Here is a 19,317-nt window from a genome sequence, read left to right as displayed (position 1 = left end):
CGAATGGAGTGTCGATGACAGAACTGGTGGAACCGGAAACGGACCTTGGCCTTCCCCGAATCGTGTCGCGCCGGGTTCTGGCAGACGAGGTCTACGAGATCCTGCACGAGAGCCTGGTGCTGGGGCGGATCGCGCCCGGGTCCCGACTCAATCTCGACCGGTTGGCTCGCGAACTGCACGTATCGAACACGCCAGTCCGCCAGGCGCTGGCCCGGCTGGAAGCTGATGGCCTGGTCACGAAGGAACCGTACGTCGGCTTCACCGCGTCGCCGATCCTCGATTCACGGACCGTAGAGCAGTTGTTCGACCTCCGGCTCATGATCGAGGCTCCGACCGCCGCACGGGCCGCGAAGCACGCTCGAGGCGATGCCACGGCTGCACTCGCGGCGATCTGCGACACGGCGGAGTCGTTGCTCGGGGACCGGTCAGCGGAGAACTTGCAGCGCCTCGGCAGTTCGGACATCGAGTTCCACATGGCGATCGCATCCCGTGCAGGTAACGACGTGGTCATCGAGTACCTCAGGGACATCCTCGAGCAAATGGGGCGCTACAACATCCTGTCGTCCAGCCCTTCCGCCGTGGAGCACGCGTGGGAAGAGCATCGCGAGATCCTCGAGGCCATCGCTACGGGTGACCCGAATTCCGCGCTCCAAGCGATGAGGAATCACTTGAACAAGGCTCTTTCTCGTCTACGCAACCTCGTACGGTGAACACCGGCCAAGCAACACCAGGGGATCTGGTGGGCGGCGTCTACCGCGGTCTTTCGTGGTGCCCGGCGAGCCTTCGAGGGCGCCAGGTGGGTCGACCGAAGTTGACGGCCGGAATGCTCGCCATCACCCTGATGCGGCCGCGGTGGACGCAGATAAGCGCGAGCGTCGCAAGTTCAGCACAGGGGTTCTCACGAAATCACATGGGCATTGACCGCCCTGCCCACGTGAGCTACGGTCGTGTGCCGAAGGTTGCTTAAACGTTTCTTCACATTCCGTTCGGCATGCGTGATACCGCCCCCTTCGGTACTCGTTGGCACGGCAACATCGCGCGCCGAGACCGTTCATCGCGCCATAGGTGCGCGACCCGTCTAGCAATGGAGCTGCACATGCATCACACACGCCAACCACGGCGCACATTTGCCGCCATCGTCACAGCTTGCGCCATCAGCCTTGCCAGCGTCAGCACGCTATCGACCCCGATCGCCGCTCACGCCGAGCCGTCGTTCGAAATCGAAGCCGGCGAGCTCACGCTTACACTGAGCGACACCGGCACCGTCACAGGACTCGCCAGCAAGATCGACGGCTCCGAACACACCGTTCCCGATCGTCTCGTCTCGCTGATCAGGGTCATCGCGGACGGCGATGAACAGGACCCGACCGCGCTCTCCTACGACCCCGGTAGCTCGACATACACATTCGACTTCGCGTCGAAGGACATCCAGGTCGGCATCGAGGTTCAATCCAAGAGCACTTACGCCACCTTCGAAGTCAGTAGCGTCACCGCCCCATCAGGTGTCGACGTCGAAGCTCTCCTGTGGGGCCCCCTTCCGACGAGCATCTCTCAGTCGGTCGCAGAGACGGCTGGCGTCGCGTATGACAGCAACTTCGCGATCGGTATCCACTCGCTGAACCACAAGACAATCGGCGGATGGCCGCTCGAGCTCGACGAGCTCGGCTACCCGGGCGGGAAACCGAACCGCATGGACTATCACATGGGTGCCGCCGCGCCGACCCCCTGGGGCAGCGTGCTACAGGCCTACTCCTGGGACTACACGAAGGCGCGAACGCGCACGATCGGCATCCCCGGGGTGCCAAGCCAGTACATGCCGAGCCAGCCCGTCCCTGCTCTCGCCGGAACTGACGCGCAACTCGAGGGATCCAAGATCGCCTTGTTCGGCGCGTGGCGGCCGAACATCCTCCCCACCATCGAGAACATCGAACTCGGGGAGGGCCTCTATCACGGCACGATCGACGGCAAATGGCAGAAGACCGCCCAGGCGACGACGCAGTCGTTCCTCGTCCTCAATGACATCAGCGCCGCGAACATGTCGCAGGCCGCCGCGTACGCGAAGCAGGCGGGCTTGAGCACGGTCTATTCACTCGAAGGTGTCTCCGGCCCCTGGGTGTCGGACGGTCACCAGATCTTCAAGTCGAAGCTCGGCGCGACGGATGCGGACGTCAAGTCCACCGTTGATGTCGCTGCCGATGCGGGAGTGAACTACGGTGCTCACACGCTCTCGGACTTCATCAGCACGAACGATGGTTACGTTCGACCTGTCCCCCATCCCGGCCTCGCGAAGGCGGGGAACGCTTCGCTCACTCGCGCGCTCGACGAGTCCAGCACCGACCTCTACGTGAGCGACGCGGCGCCCTTCAAGAACGGCTACGGTTCAGCCATCCGCGTGGATGACGAGCTGATCACCTTCCGCACCGTCACTGCCGTCGGCCCGGCCGAATGGCGTCTCAGCGGCGGTTCGCGCGCAGCCTACGGGACCAGTAAGTCGGCTCACGCGAGCGGAGCCACCGCCATCCGTCTCTGGGCGAACCAGTACGGGGGTTTCCTGGGCGGCCACGAGCTGGTCGACGAGATCTCTTCGCGTTTCGCCGAGGCTTGGAACAACACAGGCACACGGGCGATGAGCTTCGACGGCCTGGAAGGCCTCTACAACTCGGAGTACGGTCCGTACGACCTCGCCAACTTCATGGGGAACATGCTCGATCGCACGAGCGAGAAGGATGGCTTCATCACGGAGGCGAGCATGCTGGCGTCCAACACTTGGGACATGCAATCTCGCGTCAGTTGGGGCGAGAGCGGTACGAGCATGGCCCAGCGCTACAACAACATGAACTACATGCAGCGCAACTTCCTGCCCTCGATGATCGGGTGGCTCTACCTGAGGAACTACAGCTCGGTCGGCGCGCTCGAACACGTCCTCTCGAAGATGGCCGCGTGGAACGCCGGCACTGGGTTCCAGTCGAGCGTCGCGAGTCTTGCGTCCAAGGGCGAGTATCTCGAGAAGATCAAGCAGTGGGAAACCGCGAGGAACCTCGGTGCATTCACGAAGGACCAGCGCAACCGCATGATGGACACGAGCACCTATTGGACGCTGTCCGTCATCGAGGAGGGCGTGAGGTGGTCGCTCCAGGAGACGGACGCGAACGGCGTGGCGATCGGCGACCCTGAAGACGTCTTCGTCGGCAACACAGCAGGCTCGAAGAACGTCGCGCTGGACAAGCCGGTGACACTCAGCGGCGAGACCGCTCGACCGCTGGCCTACGTGACCGACGGGGACGCCTCCACGCCCGGTCACGCAACGAGCCTGAAGGCTCGTGGAGCCGGCTGGATGCAGGTCGATCTCGGTAAGCCGACCACCGTCAACCAGATCAAGCTGTGGCAGTACTACGACGACGGTCGCAGCTATCACGACGTCGTGGTTCAGCTGTCGAACGACGCCGACTTCCCTACCGGCGAGACCGTGACGGTGTTCAACAACGACACCGACAACACGCTTGGACTCGGGGCCGGTACCGACTCCGAATACGCCGAGTCTCCTGCGGGCAAGTCGATCCGCGTCGAGGATGTCACCGCCAGATACGCACGGTTCTGGGCGAACGGAAGTACCACGGACCCCCGCGACGCCTGGGTGGAGGCACAGGTCTTCCAGTCGCCTCGCAATCTCGCGTCAGGGATCACGCCCACCTTCAGCGGTGCGACCTCGCAGGACCCTGCATTCGCCACCGACGGAGGCACAGACACCAACGGCTGGGTGGGGTTGGCTGAACCCGGAACCGGATGGATGCAGCTCGACCTCGGCGGAACTCGCACCGTCAACCAGATCAAGCTCTGGCAATACTGGGGTAACGGCCGCACCTATCACGACGTGGTCGTCCAGCTTTCCAACGATCCCACGTTCGCGTCGGATGTCACCACCGTCTTCAACAACGATGGCGACAACTCCTCCGGGCTCGGTGCTGGGACCGATGCAGAGTACGCCGAGACGTCAGCTGGAAAGAAGATCTCGATGAGTCCTGTCAACGCTCGCTACGTGCGCTTCTGGGCCAACGGGAGCACTTCGAACCCGTACAACTCCTGGGTCGAAGCGCAGGTGACGGGGTTCTAGCAACGAGCCGGGCGGGCGCGGTACGCGACGAGTACTGCGCCCTCCTGCCTCGGGAATCGGTGTCGCTCCCGCGTGTCGCCATGGCAATGCGGGAGCGGCGCCGACTCACGTGGAAGAACCGATCGATTGTGGCTACGTCACCTGATGAACCCAAGATCTCCTCGCCCGCGCCGACGCCCCTTCGGCAGGTGTCCGTCGGCACCTCGAACGCGGATGTGTTGCGCGAGAGGCGGTCGAGGAGGATGGCTCAACAGCACCCGAGCCTGCGTGATGTCGATCGACTGAGGCGGGCGGCGCTCACAGAGGTGCGATCGGAGCGCTCATCTCGCCGCCAACACCGCTTCGCTCAACCCTCACTCCCCGACTGGCACACGCGGACTCGGCGGGCAGCTCACCGAAGTCGTACGCTCACCTGCCGCCTGCGCTGGGCCGAAGCTCTCGAAACAGCGGCTCGATACGGACGTCGGCAGTCCTGAACTGGAGTCGCAGAGATGCAAGCGCAGGCCCGACGACATTCGGGCGACGAGCAGACGGCCGTCGGCGCAGCGGGCCGACGGGCCGACGGGCCGACGGGCTAACCTGACCTCAGCTGGACGCCTGAACGTCGCGACGTACCCGCAGGTGTGTAATACCGCCGTCGACGTCGAGTGCGGTGCCCGTGATCGAACGGGCTTCGCGGCCGGACAAATAGACGATGGCCGCGGCGACCTCCTCCGGAGTCACCATCCGCCCCGTCGCCTGGCGCGCGTCGAGGGCGCGGCGCTCGGCCTCAGGGTCCGGGAAGCGCTGGAGCATTCGATCGACGAACGGCCCCGACACTGTGCCCGGGCGCACACAGTTCACTCGGATCCCCTCGAGCACGTGGTCGGTCGCCATCGCGAACGTGAGCGAGAGGACCGCCCCCTTGGTCGCTGCATACAGCGCTCGCTGCGGCAATCCGTTCAGTGCCGCGACGGAGCAGAGGTTCACGATGGCCGCGGCATCCGACTCGCGCAGGTACGGCAGCGCGGCGGCGCTGACCCGAGCTACCCCGGTGACGTTGATGTCGAGCACGCGTGCCCAGTCCTCGTCCGAGTTGTCGGCGACGGAGCCGACGGCGCTCACCCCTGCGTTATTGATCAGCACATCGAGCCCACCAAGCTCGGAGGCGAGTTCGTCGACCGCCCGCGTCACCTGCTGCCGGTCACGGACGTCGGCGTCGCGGTGGATCGAACCGGCCGGCGGCTGGTCGTCGCCGATGTCGAGGATGCCAACGTGGGCACCGGCTTCCTGGAACGCGAGGACGGTCGACCGGCCGATGCCGGACAGCCCACCGGTCACGACGACCCGGAGGCCGGCGACCCCCGCCCCGGACCCGGCGCTCACGCCTGCACCACCGGCTGCCGCGCAGAACCGAGACCGTCGATCTCGAGTTCGACGACGTCGCCCGCGCGGAGGTAGGGATTGCCCTCGATGCCGAGCGCGACACCGGCCGGGGTCCCCGTGTTGATCAGGTCGCCAGGGTGGAGGACCATGAATCGGCTCAAGTATCGGATGATCTCGGCCACCGAGAAGATCATGTCATCCGTCGAGCTGTCCTGTCTCGTCCACCCGTTGACGCTGAGCGAGAGCCGCAAAGCCTGCGGATCAGCCACCTCGTCGGCGGTCACGAGCCAGGGCCCGAGCGGATTGAAGGTCTCGCAGCTCTTGCCCTTCGTCCACTGACCGCCGCGCTCGAGCTGGAACTCTCGCTCCGACACGTCGTGCGAGACGACGTATCCGGCGACGTGATCGAGCGGGTCTTCGTCATCGTCGAGGTACCTCGCCGTGCGCCCGATCACGACCCCGAGTTCGACCTCCCAGTCGGTCTTGACGGATCCCCGCGGGATCAGGATGTCGTCGTACGGTCCGATGACCGTGTCCGAGGCTTTGAGGAAGACGACGGGCTCGTTGGGGATGTCGGCCCCCGTCTCGCGAGCGTGACCCGCGTAGTTCAGGCCTACGCAGACGAGTTTGCCCGGCCTGGCGATCGGCGCTCCGACACGACGATCCGCAGCGTCCTCGAGCACCTCGAGCCTGTTGCGAACGACCGCGTCGCGGACACGCGCCACGGGGTCGGACGCGAGGAAGGCCGCATCGATGTCGGCCGTGATCGGCCGGAGGTCGAGAACGCGACCGTCGTGGTGGACGACTGGGATTTCGGCTCCGGGAGGGCCGAGACGTGAGAACTTCACAGGTGGACTCCTTCGAGTGGATGGGTCTTCGCCTGGGCGCAGCGCTGGTCGATGAGCCCGGCCGCGATGAGCTCGGCCCAAAGTGCCTGCGGCAGTTCGGCACGCACGCGTGCAACGCCCTCGGCCACCTGGCTCGCGGTGCGCATGCCCAGCACGACGCTGCACACGGCCGGATGGGTGAACGGAAAGCGCGCGGCCGCCTCCGGCAGCGTCGTGCCGTGAGAGTTCGCGGCGCGGGCGATCGCCCGCGCACGCTCGACGAGGTCGTGCGGGGCCGTGGCGTAATCGAAGGCGGCCTCGTCGGAGACGTGCGCGGAGCTGAGGATGCCGGAGTTGTACACCCCGGCCGCGACCACGGCGATCCCGCGCTCCAGCGCGGCCGGCAGCAAGTCGTCGAGCGCAGCCTGATCGAGCAGCGTATACCGCCCCGCGAGCATTACAACATCGATGTCGCATTCGGCCACGAACCGGGCGGGCATGGGCGACTGGTTCATCCCCACGCCGACGGCGCCGACCGCCCCCTCGTCGCGAAGTTCGATGAGGGTCTCGATTCCGGTCGTGGAGGCGGCCTCCCAGTGCTCGTCGGGGTCGTGCAGGTAGACGATGTCGATCCGGTCGGTGCCGAGGCGTTCGAGGCTCGACTCGAACGAGCGCAGAATGCCGTCACGCGAGAAATCCCACTCGCGTCGCATGGTCGCGGGCACGACGAATCCCTCGCCGTCCATCTCGCCTGCGTGGTAGTCGGGATTCGGCCGGAGGACCCGACCGACCTTGGTCGAGAGCAGGTACTCGCCGCGGGGGCGATCGGCGAGCGCGGCGCCGAGCCGGCGCTCGGAGAGTCCCAACCCGTAGTGCGGGGCCGTGTCGAAGTAGCGGATGCCGTGTCCCCACGCCGCGTCGACGGCTGCACGACTCGCCGCGTCGTCCACCGCGCGGTACAGGTTGCCAAGCTGTGCCGCGCCGAATCCGAGCGAACCGAGTCCGGTAGGCAGATCAGGCATGGTGGAAGACCTCCGCCATCGTCGCCCAGTGCTCTGCTCCGGTCGCACTCTGGAGCGGCTCCTGGCACGGCTCGCACAATTCCCACCAGCGCTGCGTCTCGGGGTCGGCGGCCATGGCCGCCATGTCGCGGTCGAAGTCGTCGCCCGTGTACTCGAAGTAGGAGAACAGCATGCCGTCGCGGAGGAAGATCGAGTAATTCGTGATGTTGCTTCTCGTGATCTGCTCGAGCACCGCGGGCCAGGCGGCACGGTGCAGCGCGAGGTACTCCTGCTCGTGCTCTGGGCGAAGGCGGATCACTGATCCGTGTCGCTGCATCCTCAGCCGCCCGCGGTCACGGTTACCGCGCTGCCCGCGCCGCGGGAGTCCGGCTGACCGTCGTCGAAGTACCGAACCAGGTCAGACGCGAGCGCCGGTACACTGCGAGCGCCCTGGTCGCCCCGCAGCGACTCCGCGGCGAGCACGCCGACCGCGATGGCCTGCCGAGCGGCGATCGGTGAAGTCTCCGTCGTTCCTCCATCGCGCACGAAGCGGAGGAACTCGTCGAGCAGCAGGGGGTCGGCGCCGCCGTGCGATCCGATCGCCTCGGGCACTGGGATCACCTCGTCCGGCGCGGCGTACCCGGCGTGACGCCTCGTCCACATGTTGACGACGCCGTCGGGTCCGTCGCCGATGTTCTCCAGGCGCCCTTCCGTGCCGATCACGGTGTAATTGCGCCAGTAGTCGGGGGTGTAGTGGCACTGCTGGTAGGTCGCGAACACGCCGTTGTCCAGCTGCATCGTGACCATCGAGAGGTCTTCGACGTCCGCACGCGGACTGATTCCCGTCTGGGTGGTGGGCGGCCAGTTATCGGTGCTGATCCAGTCGGTCATCATCTCGCCCTCGCGCGCGCCCTGCAGACGCGGGTCGCCGTAGACGGTGAGTCCGCCCATTCCGGAGACCCGCTCCGAGTAGCCGCCGGCGAGCCAGTGGATCACATCGATGTCGTGCGCTCCCTTCTGTAGGAGCAGTGAGTTCGCCCGGGATCGTTCGGCGTGCCAGTCCTTGAAGTAGTAGTCGCCGCCGTTGCCGACGAAATGGCGGCACCAGATCGCCTTCACCTCACCGATGCGGCCCGACTGGATGATCTCGCGCATGAGTCTGATGACGGGCATGTGCCGCATGTTGTGACCGAGGTACAGGCGTGTACCGGTCGAGCGCGCGAGTTCGAGCATGTGGTCGGCGTCGTCGATCGACGTCGCGAACGGCTTCTCGCAGAAAACTGGGACCCCGGCGGTGAGGCAGCGGACGACGACCTCGGCGTGGGTGTGGTCGGGCGTCAGCACGAATACCGCCTCAACGCCGGCGGCGAGCAGCTCATCGAGGTCGGCGGTCACGATCGCGTCGGGGAACTGTTCGGCCGCACGAAGGCGAGCGCGTTCGGACGGATCGCAAATCGCCCTGATGTCGACGTCGGGCCTCGCGGCGAGCTCCTCGGTGAGGAGGGCCCGGACCCCGAAGCCGATGACGCCCACCGGCATCCGCGTGTTTTCCATTGCTGTTGGTTATCCTTTCGAACCGGTGAAGGCGATGCCTTGGATGAACTGCCGCTGCAGCACGAGGAAGACGATGATCATCGGCAGGGAGCTCAGCAGCGCGCCCGCCATCAGGAGTGCGTCGTCCTTCAGGCGAAGGTCGGTGAGCAGGCTGAGCCCGACGCTCAACGGCATCGAGTTGACGTTGCCGGAGACGACCAGCGGCCAGAGCAGGTCGTTCCACGACCAGAGCGCAGTCAGAACGGTCAGCGCGATGATCCCGGGCTTCGCGAGCGGCAGCATGACGTGCCAGAAGATCTGCCATTCGTTGGCACCGTCGAGGCGCGCCGCTTCCTCCATGTCCTGCGGCAGCGACTGGAAGAACTGACGCAGCAGGAACGTGCCGAACACGCTGAACAGTCCGGGAATGGCGATACCGGTAATTGTCCCGATGAGTCCGAGCCCCTGGATGATTTCGTACTGCGGGAGGATGAACAGCTGTCCGGGCACCATCAGCACCGCAAGGAACGCGATGAACAGGACGTTCTTGCCCGGGAACGAGAATCGGGCGAACCCGTACCCCGCCATCGTGCACAGGATCACCTGACCGGCCGTACGGAGCACGGTGAGGAAGACCGAGTTGCCGAGGAGCGTCCAGAACGGCAGCGTGTCGAAAACCTTCTCGTACGCACGCAGCGTAATCGGGTCGGGGATGATTTGCGGCGGCACTGAGGCGGCACCGGAGACGGTCTTGAACGACGTCAGGATCTCCCAGACGAACGGGAACACCATGATGATCGATCCGGCGATCAGCAGGGCGTAGGTCCAAGCGAGCGATCGCTTGGCTGATCCGCCAGCCCGGCGCGACTGCGCAGTGGCGCCGCGGGGCGTCGTGAGTGCAGCGGTGTCACTCATAGTGGACCCACTTCCGCTGTAGCAGGAATTGAATGGCGCTCAGCGCGAGAATGATGAGCAGCAGGATGCAGGCGATTGCCGCAGCTTCGCCGAGGTCGTGCTGGATGAAGCCCTTCTCGTAGAAGAGGTAGACGAGCGTCTTCGACTGGGCGAAGGCGGGGTTCGATATCCGGTCGATCATCAGATACACGAGATCGAACACCTGCATCGACGCGATCACGCTCAAGACGCAGAGCAAGAATGTCGTCGGCGAGAGCATCGGGGCGATGATCGACCAGAAGCGGCGAATCGGCCCGGCCCCGTCGAGTTCAGCGGCCTCGAGGATTGACTCGGGAATGCCCTGAAGCCCAGCAGTCAAGATGATGATCTGGGTGCCGAGCGCCATCCAGATGCCGATCACCGAGAGGATGACGATGTTCACCCACGGCGTCGAGAGCCAGGCGACGCCAGGCAGCCCCACGGCCTCGAGGGTCAGGTTGACGACACCGTAGTCGACGTTCAACAGCAGTCGCCAGACCAGCGCGACAGCGACGGGCATCGTCACGACCGGGATGAAGAACATGACCCGGAACAGGCCTCGGAACTTGAGCCCGCGCGTGTTCAGGAGGACGGCGACGACCATGGCGATGGGAATCCCAAGCAAGGCGATCCCTGCGTACAGCAGGGTGTTGACGAGCGCTCGTGCGAGGTCCGGTTCCTGGAAGGCCGTGATGAAGTTCTCCAGCCCCGCGAAGGTCTCACCGCCGAACGGGCCGACCTTCTGGAACGACAGATAGATTCCCCGCACGATCGGCCAGAGGTAGAAGACGAAGAGTCCCAATCCCGCCGGACCGATGAACAGCAATGCCCACCAAGCCCGGTTGCGGCCTGGCGGCCGTCGCCTCGCCGCCGCGACCCGGACCCCCGGGCGCTGCTTCGCCGCAGCGCCCGGGGCGGCCTCCTCGATGAGGATGTCCGTCATGCGAATCTCACTCCTCGGCGAGCTTGGCGTCGATCTCCTCGGCCATCGCGGCCAGACCGCTCTCGGTGTCGACCTGCCCGGAGAAGATCTCCTTGATGTACTTCTCCTCGATAGGCATCCAAGCCGAGGTGTTCTCGGAGATCGGCAGCGGGGTCGCGTCGGCGACTTCGTCGAGGAAGATCTGCGCATCGATCGTCGGCAGCGCGTCCACCCAGGCCTGCTGGGTGCCGTTGTACGCCGGGATGACCGTGCCGGTCTCAGCCTGGATGTCCGCGGCCTCCTCCCCGCTGAGGAACACGGCGAGCTTCTTCGCCCATTCGACGTTCTTCGAGCTGGCGGAAGCCGCGTTGGCCAGACCGTGAATGACCGACGTGCTGCTCTCCGGGCCCTCGGGCAGGGGCGCGACACCGACGACGTCCTTGATCGCCTCGGCCGAGCTGTAGGTCCCGGCCGCCCACGAACCGTCGAAGAACATGCCCATCTTCCCCGAGCTGAAGGTGTCACCCGGCCAGGTGTCGGTCAGCTGCTGCAGGGTGGGCGAGGCGCCCTTCTCGATCAGGTCGACCCAGAGCTGCACGCCCTCCGCCGCTTGCGGTGTGTCCATTCCCGACTTCGTTCCGTCGTCGGTCAGAACTTCTCCGCCGGCTTGGAAGACGGTGTTGTAGTAGGTCATCTGCCCATACGGGGCGGCGGCGGTGCCGTACACGCCTGCGGCCGGATCGGTGATCTTCTCGGCGGCGGTGACGAAGTCGTCCCACGTCCACCCCTCGGCCGGGTACTCGATCCCAGCCTTGTCGAAGAGCGCCTTGTTGTAGTAAACGCCGATGGTGTCGTAGTCCTTGGGAGCGCCGTAGAGCTTGCCGTCGAAGGAGTACAGGTCGACGAGCGAGCTCGGGTAGTCCGCGGTGTCGATCCCTGTGTCATCGAGGGGGGCGAGCTGGTCGTTCGACGCGTAGAGCTGGAAGTTCGGACCATTCACCCAGAAGACATCCGGACCCGAGTCAGCCGAGAGCTGCGTCTGGATCTTCGTCCAGTAGTCGGCCGAGGGGATGACGGTGATGTCGACGGTGACGTTCGGGTTCGCCTCTTCGAACGCGTCCGCCGCGTCCCGCAGCGCCGGCTCCTGGTTCTGATCCCAGATCGTGTAGTTCAGCGTGACCGGTTCATCGCCGGATGTGCTTCCTGTGGCGGCGGAGCATCCGGCGAGGAGCAGGGACGAGCCCGCGAGGAGCGCGAGTGCACCCACGCCGTACCGGGACTTTCGTGATTGCATGACGTTTCCTTTCCGCCGCAACGATGCGACAGCGATATCCGCAGGAGGGGGACCTGCTTAAACGTTTCGGCTAGATTCAACAAGAACCACCGCCGGCTGTCAAGTCCCCTATTCGGCCAGCGTGGACCGACGCGCAAAGAGCGCCGGTGCGAGCTCGAGCACGCGGTCAGCAGGCGTGTCGGGATCCAAGGCCCTGGCCAACACGAAGTCGACGATCTGTGCGCGCATTTCCAGCGCGCCGATCGAAGAAATACCTGACTGCTCCGCCTGACGGGAGTCGCCGATACTGATGATCGCGACATCCTCCGGCACGCGGAGGCCAAGCTCACGAGCGGTCTGCATCGCGGCAAAAGCCGCGAAATCAGCCTCCGCAAATACCGCAGTTGGCGGATCCGACCGGTCGAACAGTTTTCGCGCGGCTCGGTACGGGTCGAGCAGATCCTTCTCGTATTCGACGATGTAGCCCTCGGGAATCGGCAACCCAGCTGCCTCCATCGTTGCGACGAACACCTGCCGCCGAGCCCCGCCGTTCGGCTCATCCGCTCCGGACACAGCCGAGAGGATAGCGATCGCGCGATGCCGCTCGATCAGGTGCTCGACTGCCATGCGCGCCGCGCGGCGCTCATCGAACCGAATGACGTCGAAGCCGTCAGGCTCGAGATCCGATGCATATACGGCGACCTTGCGAGCCACAGGACCCAGCGCATCCCGCCATTGAGTCGACTCCGTCGCACCGGCAGCGGCCACGAACGCCGCGTCGAACTCACTCCTCGCGAGCGCGGAAGCGAAGTCTGAATCCATCGCGATCAGCGTTGTCAGACCATATTCAGGCGCACGTTGGGTGAACGCCTCTGCGAGGCTCAAGGTCCACGGGTCGCCCAGCATGTGCAACACGAGCTGGATGACCCGCGTGCGACCCGTTCGGACCGATCGGGCCATGCGGTTCGGCAGGTACTGGAGCTCGAGAGCAGACTGCCGCACCCGCTCCGCGGTCTCGTCCGAATAGCGCGCACCCTCCTGCTCGGCACCGGATAGCACGTACGACGCCGTCGCGACCGAGACCCTTGCGTGGGCCGCAACCTCGCGAAGGGTCACTCGCGTGCGCTCTTTGCCTGATCGTGCGTTCATCGTCCCAGAAGCCTAGTCGGCGCAGGCGTCGCCAAGGCGGCTCCCGGCGCGGCGGTGCGCGGGGATTGGGCATGTTGGGGCGGCGCCCTTTCGATGCCAATGTATCAGATTCATCTGAGCGCTCTTGATTGTCGTCGCTCGGCGATCCACCCGGAATTGCGAGGGCTATCTCAAGAGAGGAGGGTTGCGGCCTACCTGAACATCTGATCTAATCCCCGTTTGATGGTCGATGTTTCCTAAACATCGGCTACCCGAGGGAAGCGAGCGCACCTCGTTCGCGACGCGGTCGGCTGCTGCTCAGCTATCTCCCTCGATGGTCGCCATGAGCGCGCCCCGGTCGCCGAGGCGCTTCCGCAGCGACGAGAAACCGCCAACCTCGATGAAGAGAAGGACGCAACGGGAATGAAGAGATTGCGAACGATCCGGCGCGGAGCAGCCGGCGCCCTCGCCGCCGCAGCGATAGCGACCACGGCGGCGATCGTGCCGACCGGGTCGGCACTCGCCATGCAGACCTCCGGCTCGGCGCCGTACGTGAACCAATGGCTCGTCTCGGGGCCGTTCACGAACCCGATCCTCGCCGGCGCGACGGTCACGGTGGACCCCGCGCTGGGGGCGGAGCTCGTCGCTCCGGGCGGTGCGGAGAAATCGACGTGGCAGTACTTCGACGACCGGATCTTCAACCGGAACTACGACGACTACAACGACCTGATGGGATACTTCGACGTCAAGCAGGGCCGGCCCACACTCGACAAATGGGTCCTGGCGGCGAGCTACGTGTACAGCCCGACCGCTCGGACGGTGCAGTGGCAGATCGGCGGCTCCGGCGTCTACAAGGCGTACGCCAACGACGCCCAGGTGGGCGCCCAGAACACCACGGCCAGCCGAGTGAGCAAATCCGGCGCCCGATATGCCGTCGAGCTCAAGGCGGGATGGAACGAGCTCGTCATCGAGATCCAGCACAAGAACCCGGGCTCGAACAAGAACTTCCTCGGCTTCTACTCGCGCGTCTCCGATGCCAGCGGCAACGAGGTGCCCGACCTGACGTACTCGGCGTCCATCGGCAGCACCGAGGAGGTGAGCATCGTCACGAGCGGCCTCGACATCGACGAGACGGCATTCGAGAAGCGGAACGCCGATGTCCCGGCGAATGACTACCCGGGCAACGTCCTCCCCTACGCCTACGACGAGAACCCGTACGTCGCCATGACGGCCACGCTCGACGGCAAGCGGAACACGAGTGGGATCGCCCCGCAAGCGTCGCCCTTCACGTTCCAGGCAGCCGGAGGCGCGCCGGGGTACTCCTGGTCCGTCGCCGACGGCGAGCTCCCGCCCGGCCTGACGCTGGACTCCGACGGCCACCTCGAGGGCACCGTCGAGGACGGCGCCCAGGGCGATGGCGCGCAGGACTACACCTTCACGGTTGAGGCCAAGGACGCCGAAGGCGCCACGGCTACCAAGGAGTTCACCATCACGGTGAAGCGCAACCCGGTGGACTGGTTCATCGACGGCAAGATGTCCGCGCTGTCGCACACGACGGGCACCATGCCGAACCTGTACGACCCGAACTACAACTATGACGAGTGGGCTCGGACGGCCAAGCAGATGGGCATGACGATGCTCTCCACGGAGACCATCCAGAACACCGTCTACTACTGGCCGTCCCCGAACGCGAACCTCACCCCCGACAACGGCAACAAGCTCTTCAAGTACAACGCCCTCGGGCAGGCCGCCGACGGCACGTGGCACGTGAAGGACCGGGTGCAGCAGGCCAAGGATGCCGCCGAGCGTTACGGGCTGAGGTTCGGTGTCTACCTCTCGTCCCTCTACGAAGGACGCGAGATCCTCGAGAGCGACATCCAGGGCCTCGTGGCGAAGTACGACCCGTCATATCTCTTCGCGGACGGCGGGCCGGAGTCGTACTCGAACACCGACGTGGCCTGGAGCTCCGCGCGCAACTTCAACGATCGCGTCCTGATCGACGCGAACCCGAACGCCCAGACCGGCGACCAGGACATCACGCTCCACGAACGGCCGTTCTGGAACAGCGAGCCGTACCAGGACAACCACTGGCGGAACGGGATCCTCGAGCAGGGCCGCAAGACCGCCCATGAGGAGTGGAACGACCCGTACACGACCGCACTCGACGTCTGGACGCAGTACGCCGGCGGCAACGAGCGTGACGACTGGCGCGAGGCGACGAAGGAGCTGATCAACCAGTACGGCCACGGCTACGTCATGAACTACGACTCGTCGATCACGGTCACCCGCGGCATGGACAACCTGAGCAGCAACCTCGACAACGACAACATCTTCTCGATGGTGCCGATCTCGTCGCAGCAGCTGTCGGACATGCGCGCCGGCATCGTCAACTGGATGGACAACCCCGGCGGTCCCGACCTGCGAGAGTCGCTGTACGGCACCACGCCGTACGCCCTCGACTACGAGCTCGAGCCCGGCTGGTTCGAGGACCCGCAGAAGGCGATCGCATTCGGACAGGGACCCGACTGGGGCTACGCGATGTCGCGCGACCAGTTCGTGTATCTCCACCTGATCCAGAACCAGATCAAGGGTACGGCCAAGTCCGGCTTCTCCGGTGAGGACCGGCTGAGCGACATCGGCCCCTTCACGCACCCCGTCGCGAAGGTGGAATGGCTGAACGAGGGCGAGTCGCTCCCGTTCACGAGCTCGAAGGTCGGCGATGACTACTTCGTGACGATCGACACCTCGGAGGTCTCCGCCGACCCCATCGACACCGTCATCAAGGTCACCACGAAGGACAAGACGCGCGACTACAAGCTGACGAGCGTCAAGCTCTTCAGCAGCCAGGAGACGCCGCGCATGCTGAAGCTCCGGGCCGAGAGCTACCTCAACGGGTACACCAACGTCCTCGCCCCGGCGAAGCTCGCGTACACGAGCGATAACCCGTCCGTGGCGAAGCCGAGCGGTGCGGCCGGCAACGTCAAGGCCGTCGGCGACGGCACTGCGACGATCACCGTCACTGCGACGTACAAGGACGGCGTGCACGACCCACAGGTGAAGACCGACACCTACCCGGTCGTCGTGCGCGACGGCGTGATCTCGCCGAAGCTCCCGCTCGTCGGGGTCGAGTTGTCGACCGGCGGCGCGCAGTTCTGGAAGGAGCTGGGCGCCCGCGAGCAGTCGCCCGTGACGTTCGACGGCTACACCGAGAAGGGCGGATCCATCGACATCCTGAAGCCCTCGGAGGTGACCTACCACTACGCGACCGTCGACGGACGCCGGAACATCCCGTCGGGCAAGATCGCGATCACGGAGGTGCCGGCCGACAAGGTGCCGTTCGTCGTGACGGACGGCAGCCTGCAGGTCACGACCGGTGTCCAGAAGCCGACGATGTTCAGCTATTGGGCCGACGTCGTCGTGAACGGGCAGACCTACACGTCGACCCGCAACTTCGTCACCATCCGCCCGGACGCGAACGCGACCGCCGGCATCCAGCCGGAGGTCTCCACCGACACTGAGCACGCCGAGCGTCTCTCTGATGGAATCATCAACGACGAGCGCGGCGGCAACGCCACATCGAAGTGGGTCGTCCCGGCTGGACAATCCGGCAGCCTGACGTACGACCTGAAGACGCCGCAGGAGCTCACTCGCGTGAACCTGTTCTTCAACCACCACATGCCCAACGCCGACAACGTCACCTACACCAACGTGCCGAAGGCGGTGAAGATCGAGTACAGCATGGATGGCACGGACTGGACGACCGGGACTGAGACGACGGAGTTGTCCGGAGGCGGGCTGCCGACCTCACGGAATACCAAGGCGGTTCCGAAGAACGAAACCACACTGTACGGCTGGGAGCAGGAGGGGAACTACTACGACTACGCGGTCGACCCCGAGCACGCCAGCGTCCCCGCGCGGTACGTGCGGGTCTCCTTCCCGGAGGGCGGCCAGGATGGTGCACCGATCGACCTCCTCGAGGCGCAGGTCCATTCTCTGCGGGACCTGACCCAGCTCGGCGCTCTCGACGTCGATGCGGAGGTCGCCGGTGACGGCAGCACCGCGACCATCGGAGTCGAGGCACGATCGTTCCTCGACGAGGAGCTCGACCTCACCGGCAGCACGATGACCTTCACGAGCAGCGACCAGGCCATCGCGTCGGTGGATGCCCGCGGACTCGTCACCGCGGTCTCGGAAGGACGGGTCAAAGTTACGGTGACGGCCGAACGGAACGGGTACCGCGCCAGCGATTACCTCTACCTGGACGTCGACGGGTCCGGACGCATCTCCGTGCCGACGTTCCTCACGTCGGCGAAGCTCGACCTCGACAAGAACGAGGTGACGACCGGGGCACCAGCAGTCGCCCGACTCGAGGGGATGCTGGACACCGGCGCGACGGCGAACCTGGCCGAGGCTGACGTCGAGTACGTCCTCAGCGACGACCGGCTGCAGCGTGTGCCGGGCAGCGATGTGATCGTGTTGGCCGAGCCGGTCACCGCGCCCTTCGAGGCCACGATCGAAGCCGTGGTGACGCTGAACGGCGTGACGGTTCGCTCCAACACGGAGACGGTGCGCGTCGCAGGAACCAACGTCTCCGGGCTCGCCGAGGTGACGACGTCCTCGGTCCGCAGTCGCTCGGGGGCGCCGAACGGCGACGACCAGGACTCGCGCTACGTGGGAACGATGGCGACGGACGGCAGCAGGTCGACGCAGTGGGCGGCGAAGAAGGCGGATGCCACGCCGTCGATCACGCTCCGCTTCGACGACCCGATCCGGATCGACCGGATCAACTTGGTCGACCGCGGCTCGCTCGTCGACCACGCGGGCGAAGGCCTCCTCGAATGGGAGGGCGGCAGCCGGATGGTCACGGACATCGAGTGGGAGGGCAACCCCGACAACATCGTGACGTTCGACTCGCCGATCACCACCTCTTGGGTCAAGTTCACGATCGACCCGGATAAGACCTACGACAACGTGGCCGGCGGCGGCGAGTGCGGTCTGGTCGAGTTCCAGGTCTACGAAGCCGGTGATGAGCGAGCCGTCGTCGACACCGTCGATGCGGTCGTCGAGACTACCGTCGGACAGCTCCCCTCGCTGCCCGCCCAGGTCGACGCGGTCTACTCGGACGGCACGGTCGAGGCGGTCTCGGTCGACTGGGAGCCGGTGACGGCGGACGATGTCGCCGAGCCCGGCTGGTTCAGGGTCGAGGGAACGATCGCGGGAACGTCGGCGAAAGCCACCGCCGTGGTCACCGTTCGATGACTCCGCGCAGGGCTTCCGAAGTCGCTTCCTCGGCCTGAGGCCCTGCGCGGTATTCGCACCCGGCGTCGCTCTCGCGAGCGGCGCCGGGTGTTCCCTTCGGAACTCCCGTACTGCGCCCGGGTCGGTGTTCCCCCTGTTGTAGGCTCTGCGCGTCGGTCTTCACGAAGGAGAATCAGGGTGGCAGGTTTCGCAGAGTCCGCCCCGGGCGCGCCACCGCCGGCGTCGACGTACCGGCCGGGATACGAGATCGCGGCCGAGCGCATCCTCGAATACATCGTCGACGAGGAACTCCCTCCCGGCGCGCGGCTGCCCACCGAGGCCTCCCTCGCGGAGATCGTGGGGATGTCGCGGACCATCGTGCGCGAAGCCGTGAAGATCCTCTCGGCGCTCGGACGACTCTCGGTGCAGCGCGGTCGCGGCATCTACGTGGCACGGCCGCCCGAGACGCCGTGGGGTCCGGATCTGTCCGGATTCCTGCCGACCGATCCCGACCAGGTCGGCGAGATCTTCGAGTTCCGGCGATTCGTCGAGCTCGGCACGACTGAGCTTGCATCCCGGCGGGCCACGCCGGCGCAGGTCCGAGCGATCCAGGAGGCGGCCGCGCGGACGCTGGAGCTCGCCGACGGCGACCTCGAGGCATTCAATGATGCGGACTCGGCCTTCCATCGGGCGATCGGCGAGGCATCCGGGAACACGTTCATGCTGGGCTGCCTCGCCTCGGTGCAGCGCCTGCAGCGCCAGATCAGCGTCATCGCGCTGGCCAGCACCGCAGGCGGCTCGATTACCGCCGCTGCGGAGCAGCATGTCGCGATCGCCGGAGCGATCTCGGGAGGGAACACCGCACTCGCCGTCGCACTCATGGCCGAGCACGTCGACATCACGGCACGACAGTTCAAGGGCGCCATCCTCGACCGGCTGTTCTCGGCCGAGGAGCCGACCGAAGCCTGACCGCCGGACCGATCCGG

At 65.7% G+C, this 19,317-nt stretch carries 13 protein-coding genes; 4 read left to right on the top strand and 9 right to left on the bottom strand.

Features of this window, described 5'->3' with window-relative positions:
* Nucleotides 1–14: 14 nt before the first annotated feature.
* Together AC3RJ6_RS03880 and AC3RJ6_RS03875 are read left to right on the top strand one after the other, a co-directional pair.
* A complete protein-coding gene (locus AC3RJ6_RS03880; protein ID WP_491425552.1) occupies nucleotides 15–710 on the top strand; it encodes a GntR family transcriptional regulator in 696 nt (231 codons plus the stop codon).
* Between the two features lie 374 nt (nucleotides 711–1,084).
* Nucleotides 1,085–4,111, top strand: a complete 3,027-nt coding sequence (locus AC3RJ6_RS03875) for a discoidin domain-containing protein (protein WP_491425551.1) — start codon at nucleotides 1,085–1,087, stop codon at nucleotides 4,109–4,111.
* Nucleotides 4,112–4,696: 585 nt separating this feature from the next.
* Here the strand turns inward: AC3RJ6_RS03875 and AC3RJ6_RS03870 are convergent.
* The 9 genes from AC3RJ6_RS03870 to AC3RJ6_RS03830 all read right to left on the bottom strand — a co-directional run bounded on the left by AC3RJ6_RS03870 (nucleotide 4,697) and on the right by AC3RJ6_RS03830 (nucleotide 13,114).
* Nucleotides 4,697–5,476, bottom strand: a complete 780-nt coding sequence (locus AC3RJ6_RS03870) for an SDR family NAD(P)-dependent oxidoreductase (RefSeq protein ID WP_491425550.1) — start codon at nucleotides 5,474–5,476, stop codon at nucleotides 4,697–4,699.
* On the bottom strand, nucleotides 5,473–6,324 hold the full coding sequence (locus tag AC3RJ6_RS03865) for a fumarylacetoacetate hydrolase family protein (protein WP_491425549.1): 852 nt from the start codon (nucleotides 6,322–6,324) through the stop codon (nucleotides 5,473–5,475). Before AC3RJ6_RS03865 ends, AC3RJ6_RS03870 begins: the two co-directional genes overlap by 4 nt.
* The gene (locus AC3RJ6_RS03860; protein ID WP_491425548.1) at nucleotides 6,321–7,373 is read right to left on the bottom strand and encodes an aldo/keto reductase; all 1,053 of its coding nucleotides are present in this window, start codon (nucleotides 7,371–7,373) and stop codon (nucleotides 6,321–6,323) included. The genes AC3RJ6_RS03865 and AC3RJ6_RS03860 overlap by 4 nt, the downstream gene beginning before the upstream one ends.
* Nucleotides 7,318–7,623, bottom strand: a complete 306-nt coding sequence (locus tag AC3RJ6_RS03855) for an L-rhamnose mutarotase (RefSeq protein WP_491425547.1) — start codon at nucleotides 7,621–7,623, stop codon at nucleotides 7,318–7,320. Before AC3RJ6_RS03855 ends, AC3RJ6_RS03860 begins: the two co-directional genes overlap by 56 nt.
* Nucleotides 7,624–7,643: 20 nt before the next feature.
* Nucleotides 7,644–8,858 (bottom strand): Gfo/Idh/MocA family protein, encoded by a 1,215-nt coding sequence (locus AC3RJ6_RS03850; protein ID WP_491425546.1) that lies wholly within the window; start codon nucleotides 8,856–8,858, stop codon nucleotides 7,644–7,646.
* 9 nt (nucleotides 8,859–8,867) lie between these two features.
* Nucleotides 8,868–9,752, bottom strand: coding sequence for a carbohydrate ABC transporter permease (locus AC3RJ6_RS03845; RefSeq protein ID WP_491425545.1), 885 nt, complete (start codon nucleotides 9,750–9,752; stop codon nucleotides 8,868–8,870).
* A complete protein-coding gene (locus AC3RJ6_RS03840) occupies nucleotides 9,745–10,713 on the bottom strand; it encodes a carbohydrate ABC transporter permease (protein WP_491425544.1) in 969 nt (322 codons plus the stop codon). The genes AC3RJ6_RS03845 and AC3RJ6_RS03840 overlap by 8 nt, the downstream gene beginning before the upstream one ends.
* Nucleotides 10,714–10,720: 7 nt before the next feature.
* The gene (locus AC3RJ6_RS03835; protein WP_491425543.1) at nucleotides 10,721–11,986 is read right to left on the bottom strand and encodes an ABC transporter substrate-binding protein; all 1,266 of its coding nucleotides are present in this window, start codon (nucleotides 11,984–11,986) and stop codon (nucleotides 10,721–10,723) included.
* 108 nt (nucleotides 11,987–12,094) lie between these two features.
* Nucleotides 12,095–13,114, bottom strand: coding sequence for a LacI family DNA-binding transcriptional regulator (locus tag AC3RJ6_RS03830; protein ID WP_491425542.1), 1,020 nt, complete (start codon nucleotides 13,112–13,114; stop codon nucleotides 12,095–12,097).
* Nucleotides 13,115–13,516: 402 nt separating this feature from the next.
* On the opposite strand from AC3RJ6_RS03830, the gene AC3RJ6_RS03825 reads away from it, so the two are divergent.
* On the top strand, nucleotides 13,517–18,352 hold the full coding sequence (locus AC3RJ6_RS03825) for an Ig-like domain-containing protein (RefSeq protein ID WP_491425541.1): 4,836 nt from the start codon (nucleotides 13,517–13,519) through the stop codon (nucleotides 18,350–18,352).
* A 177-nt stretch (nucleotides 18,353–18,529) separates the two neighbouring features.
* Nucleotides 18,530–19,300: a FadR/GntR family transcriptional regulator gene (locus AC3RJ6_RS03820; protein WP_491425540.1), complete on the top strand. Its 771-nt coding sequence runs from the start codon at nucleotides 18,530–18,532 to the stop codon at nucleotides 19,298–19,300.
* Nucleotides 19,301–19,317 lie beyond the last annotated feature (17 nt).

Source organism: Agromyces cucurbitae, assembly GCF_058349945.1.
The sequence above is the reverse complement of the archived record's forward strand: the minus strand, read 5'-3'. Positions and strand labels throughout refer to the sequence as shown.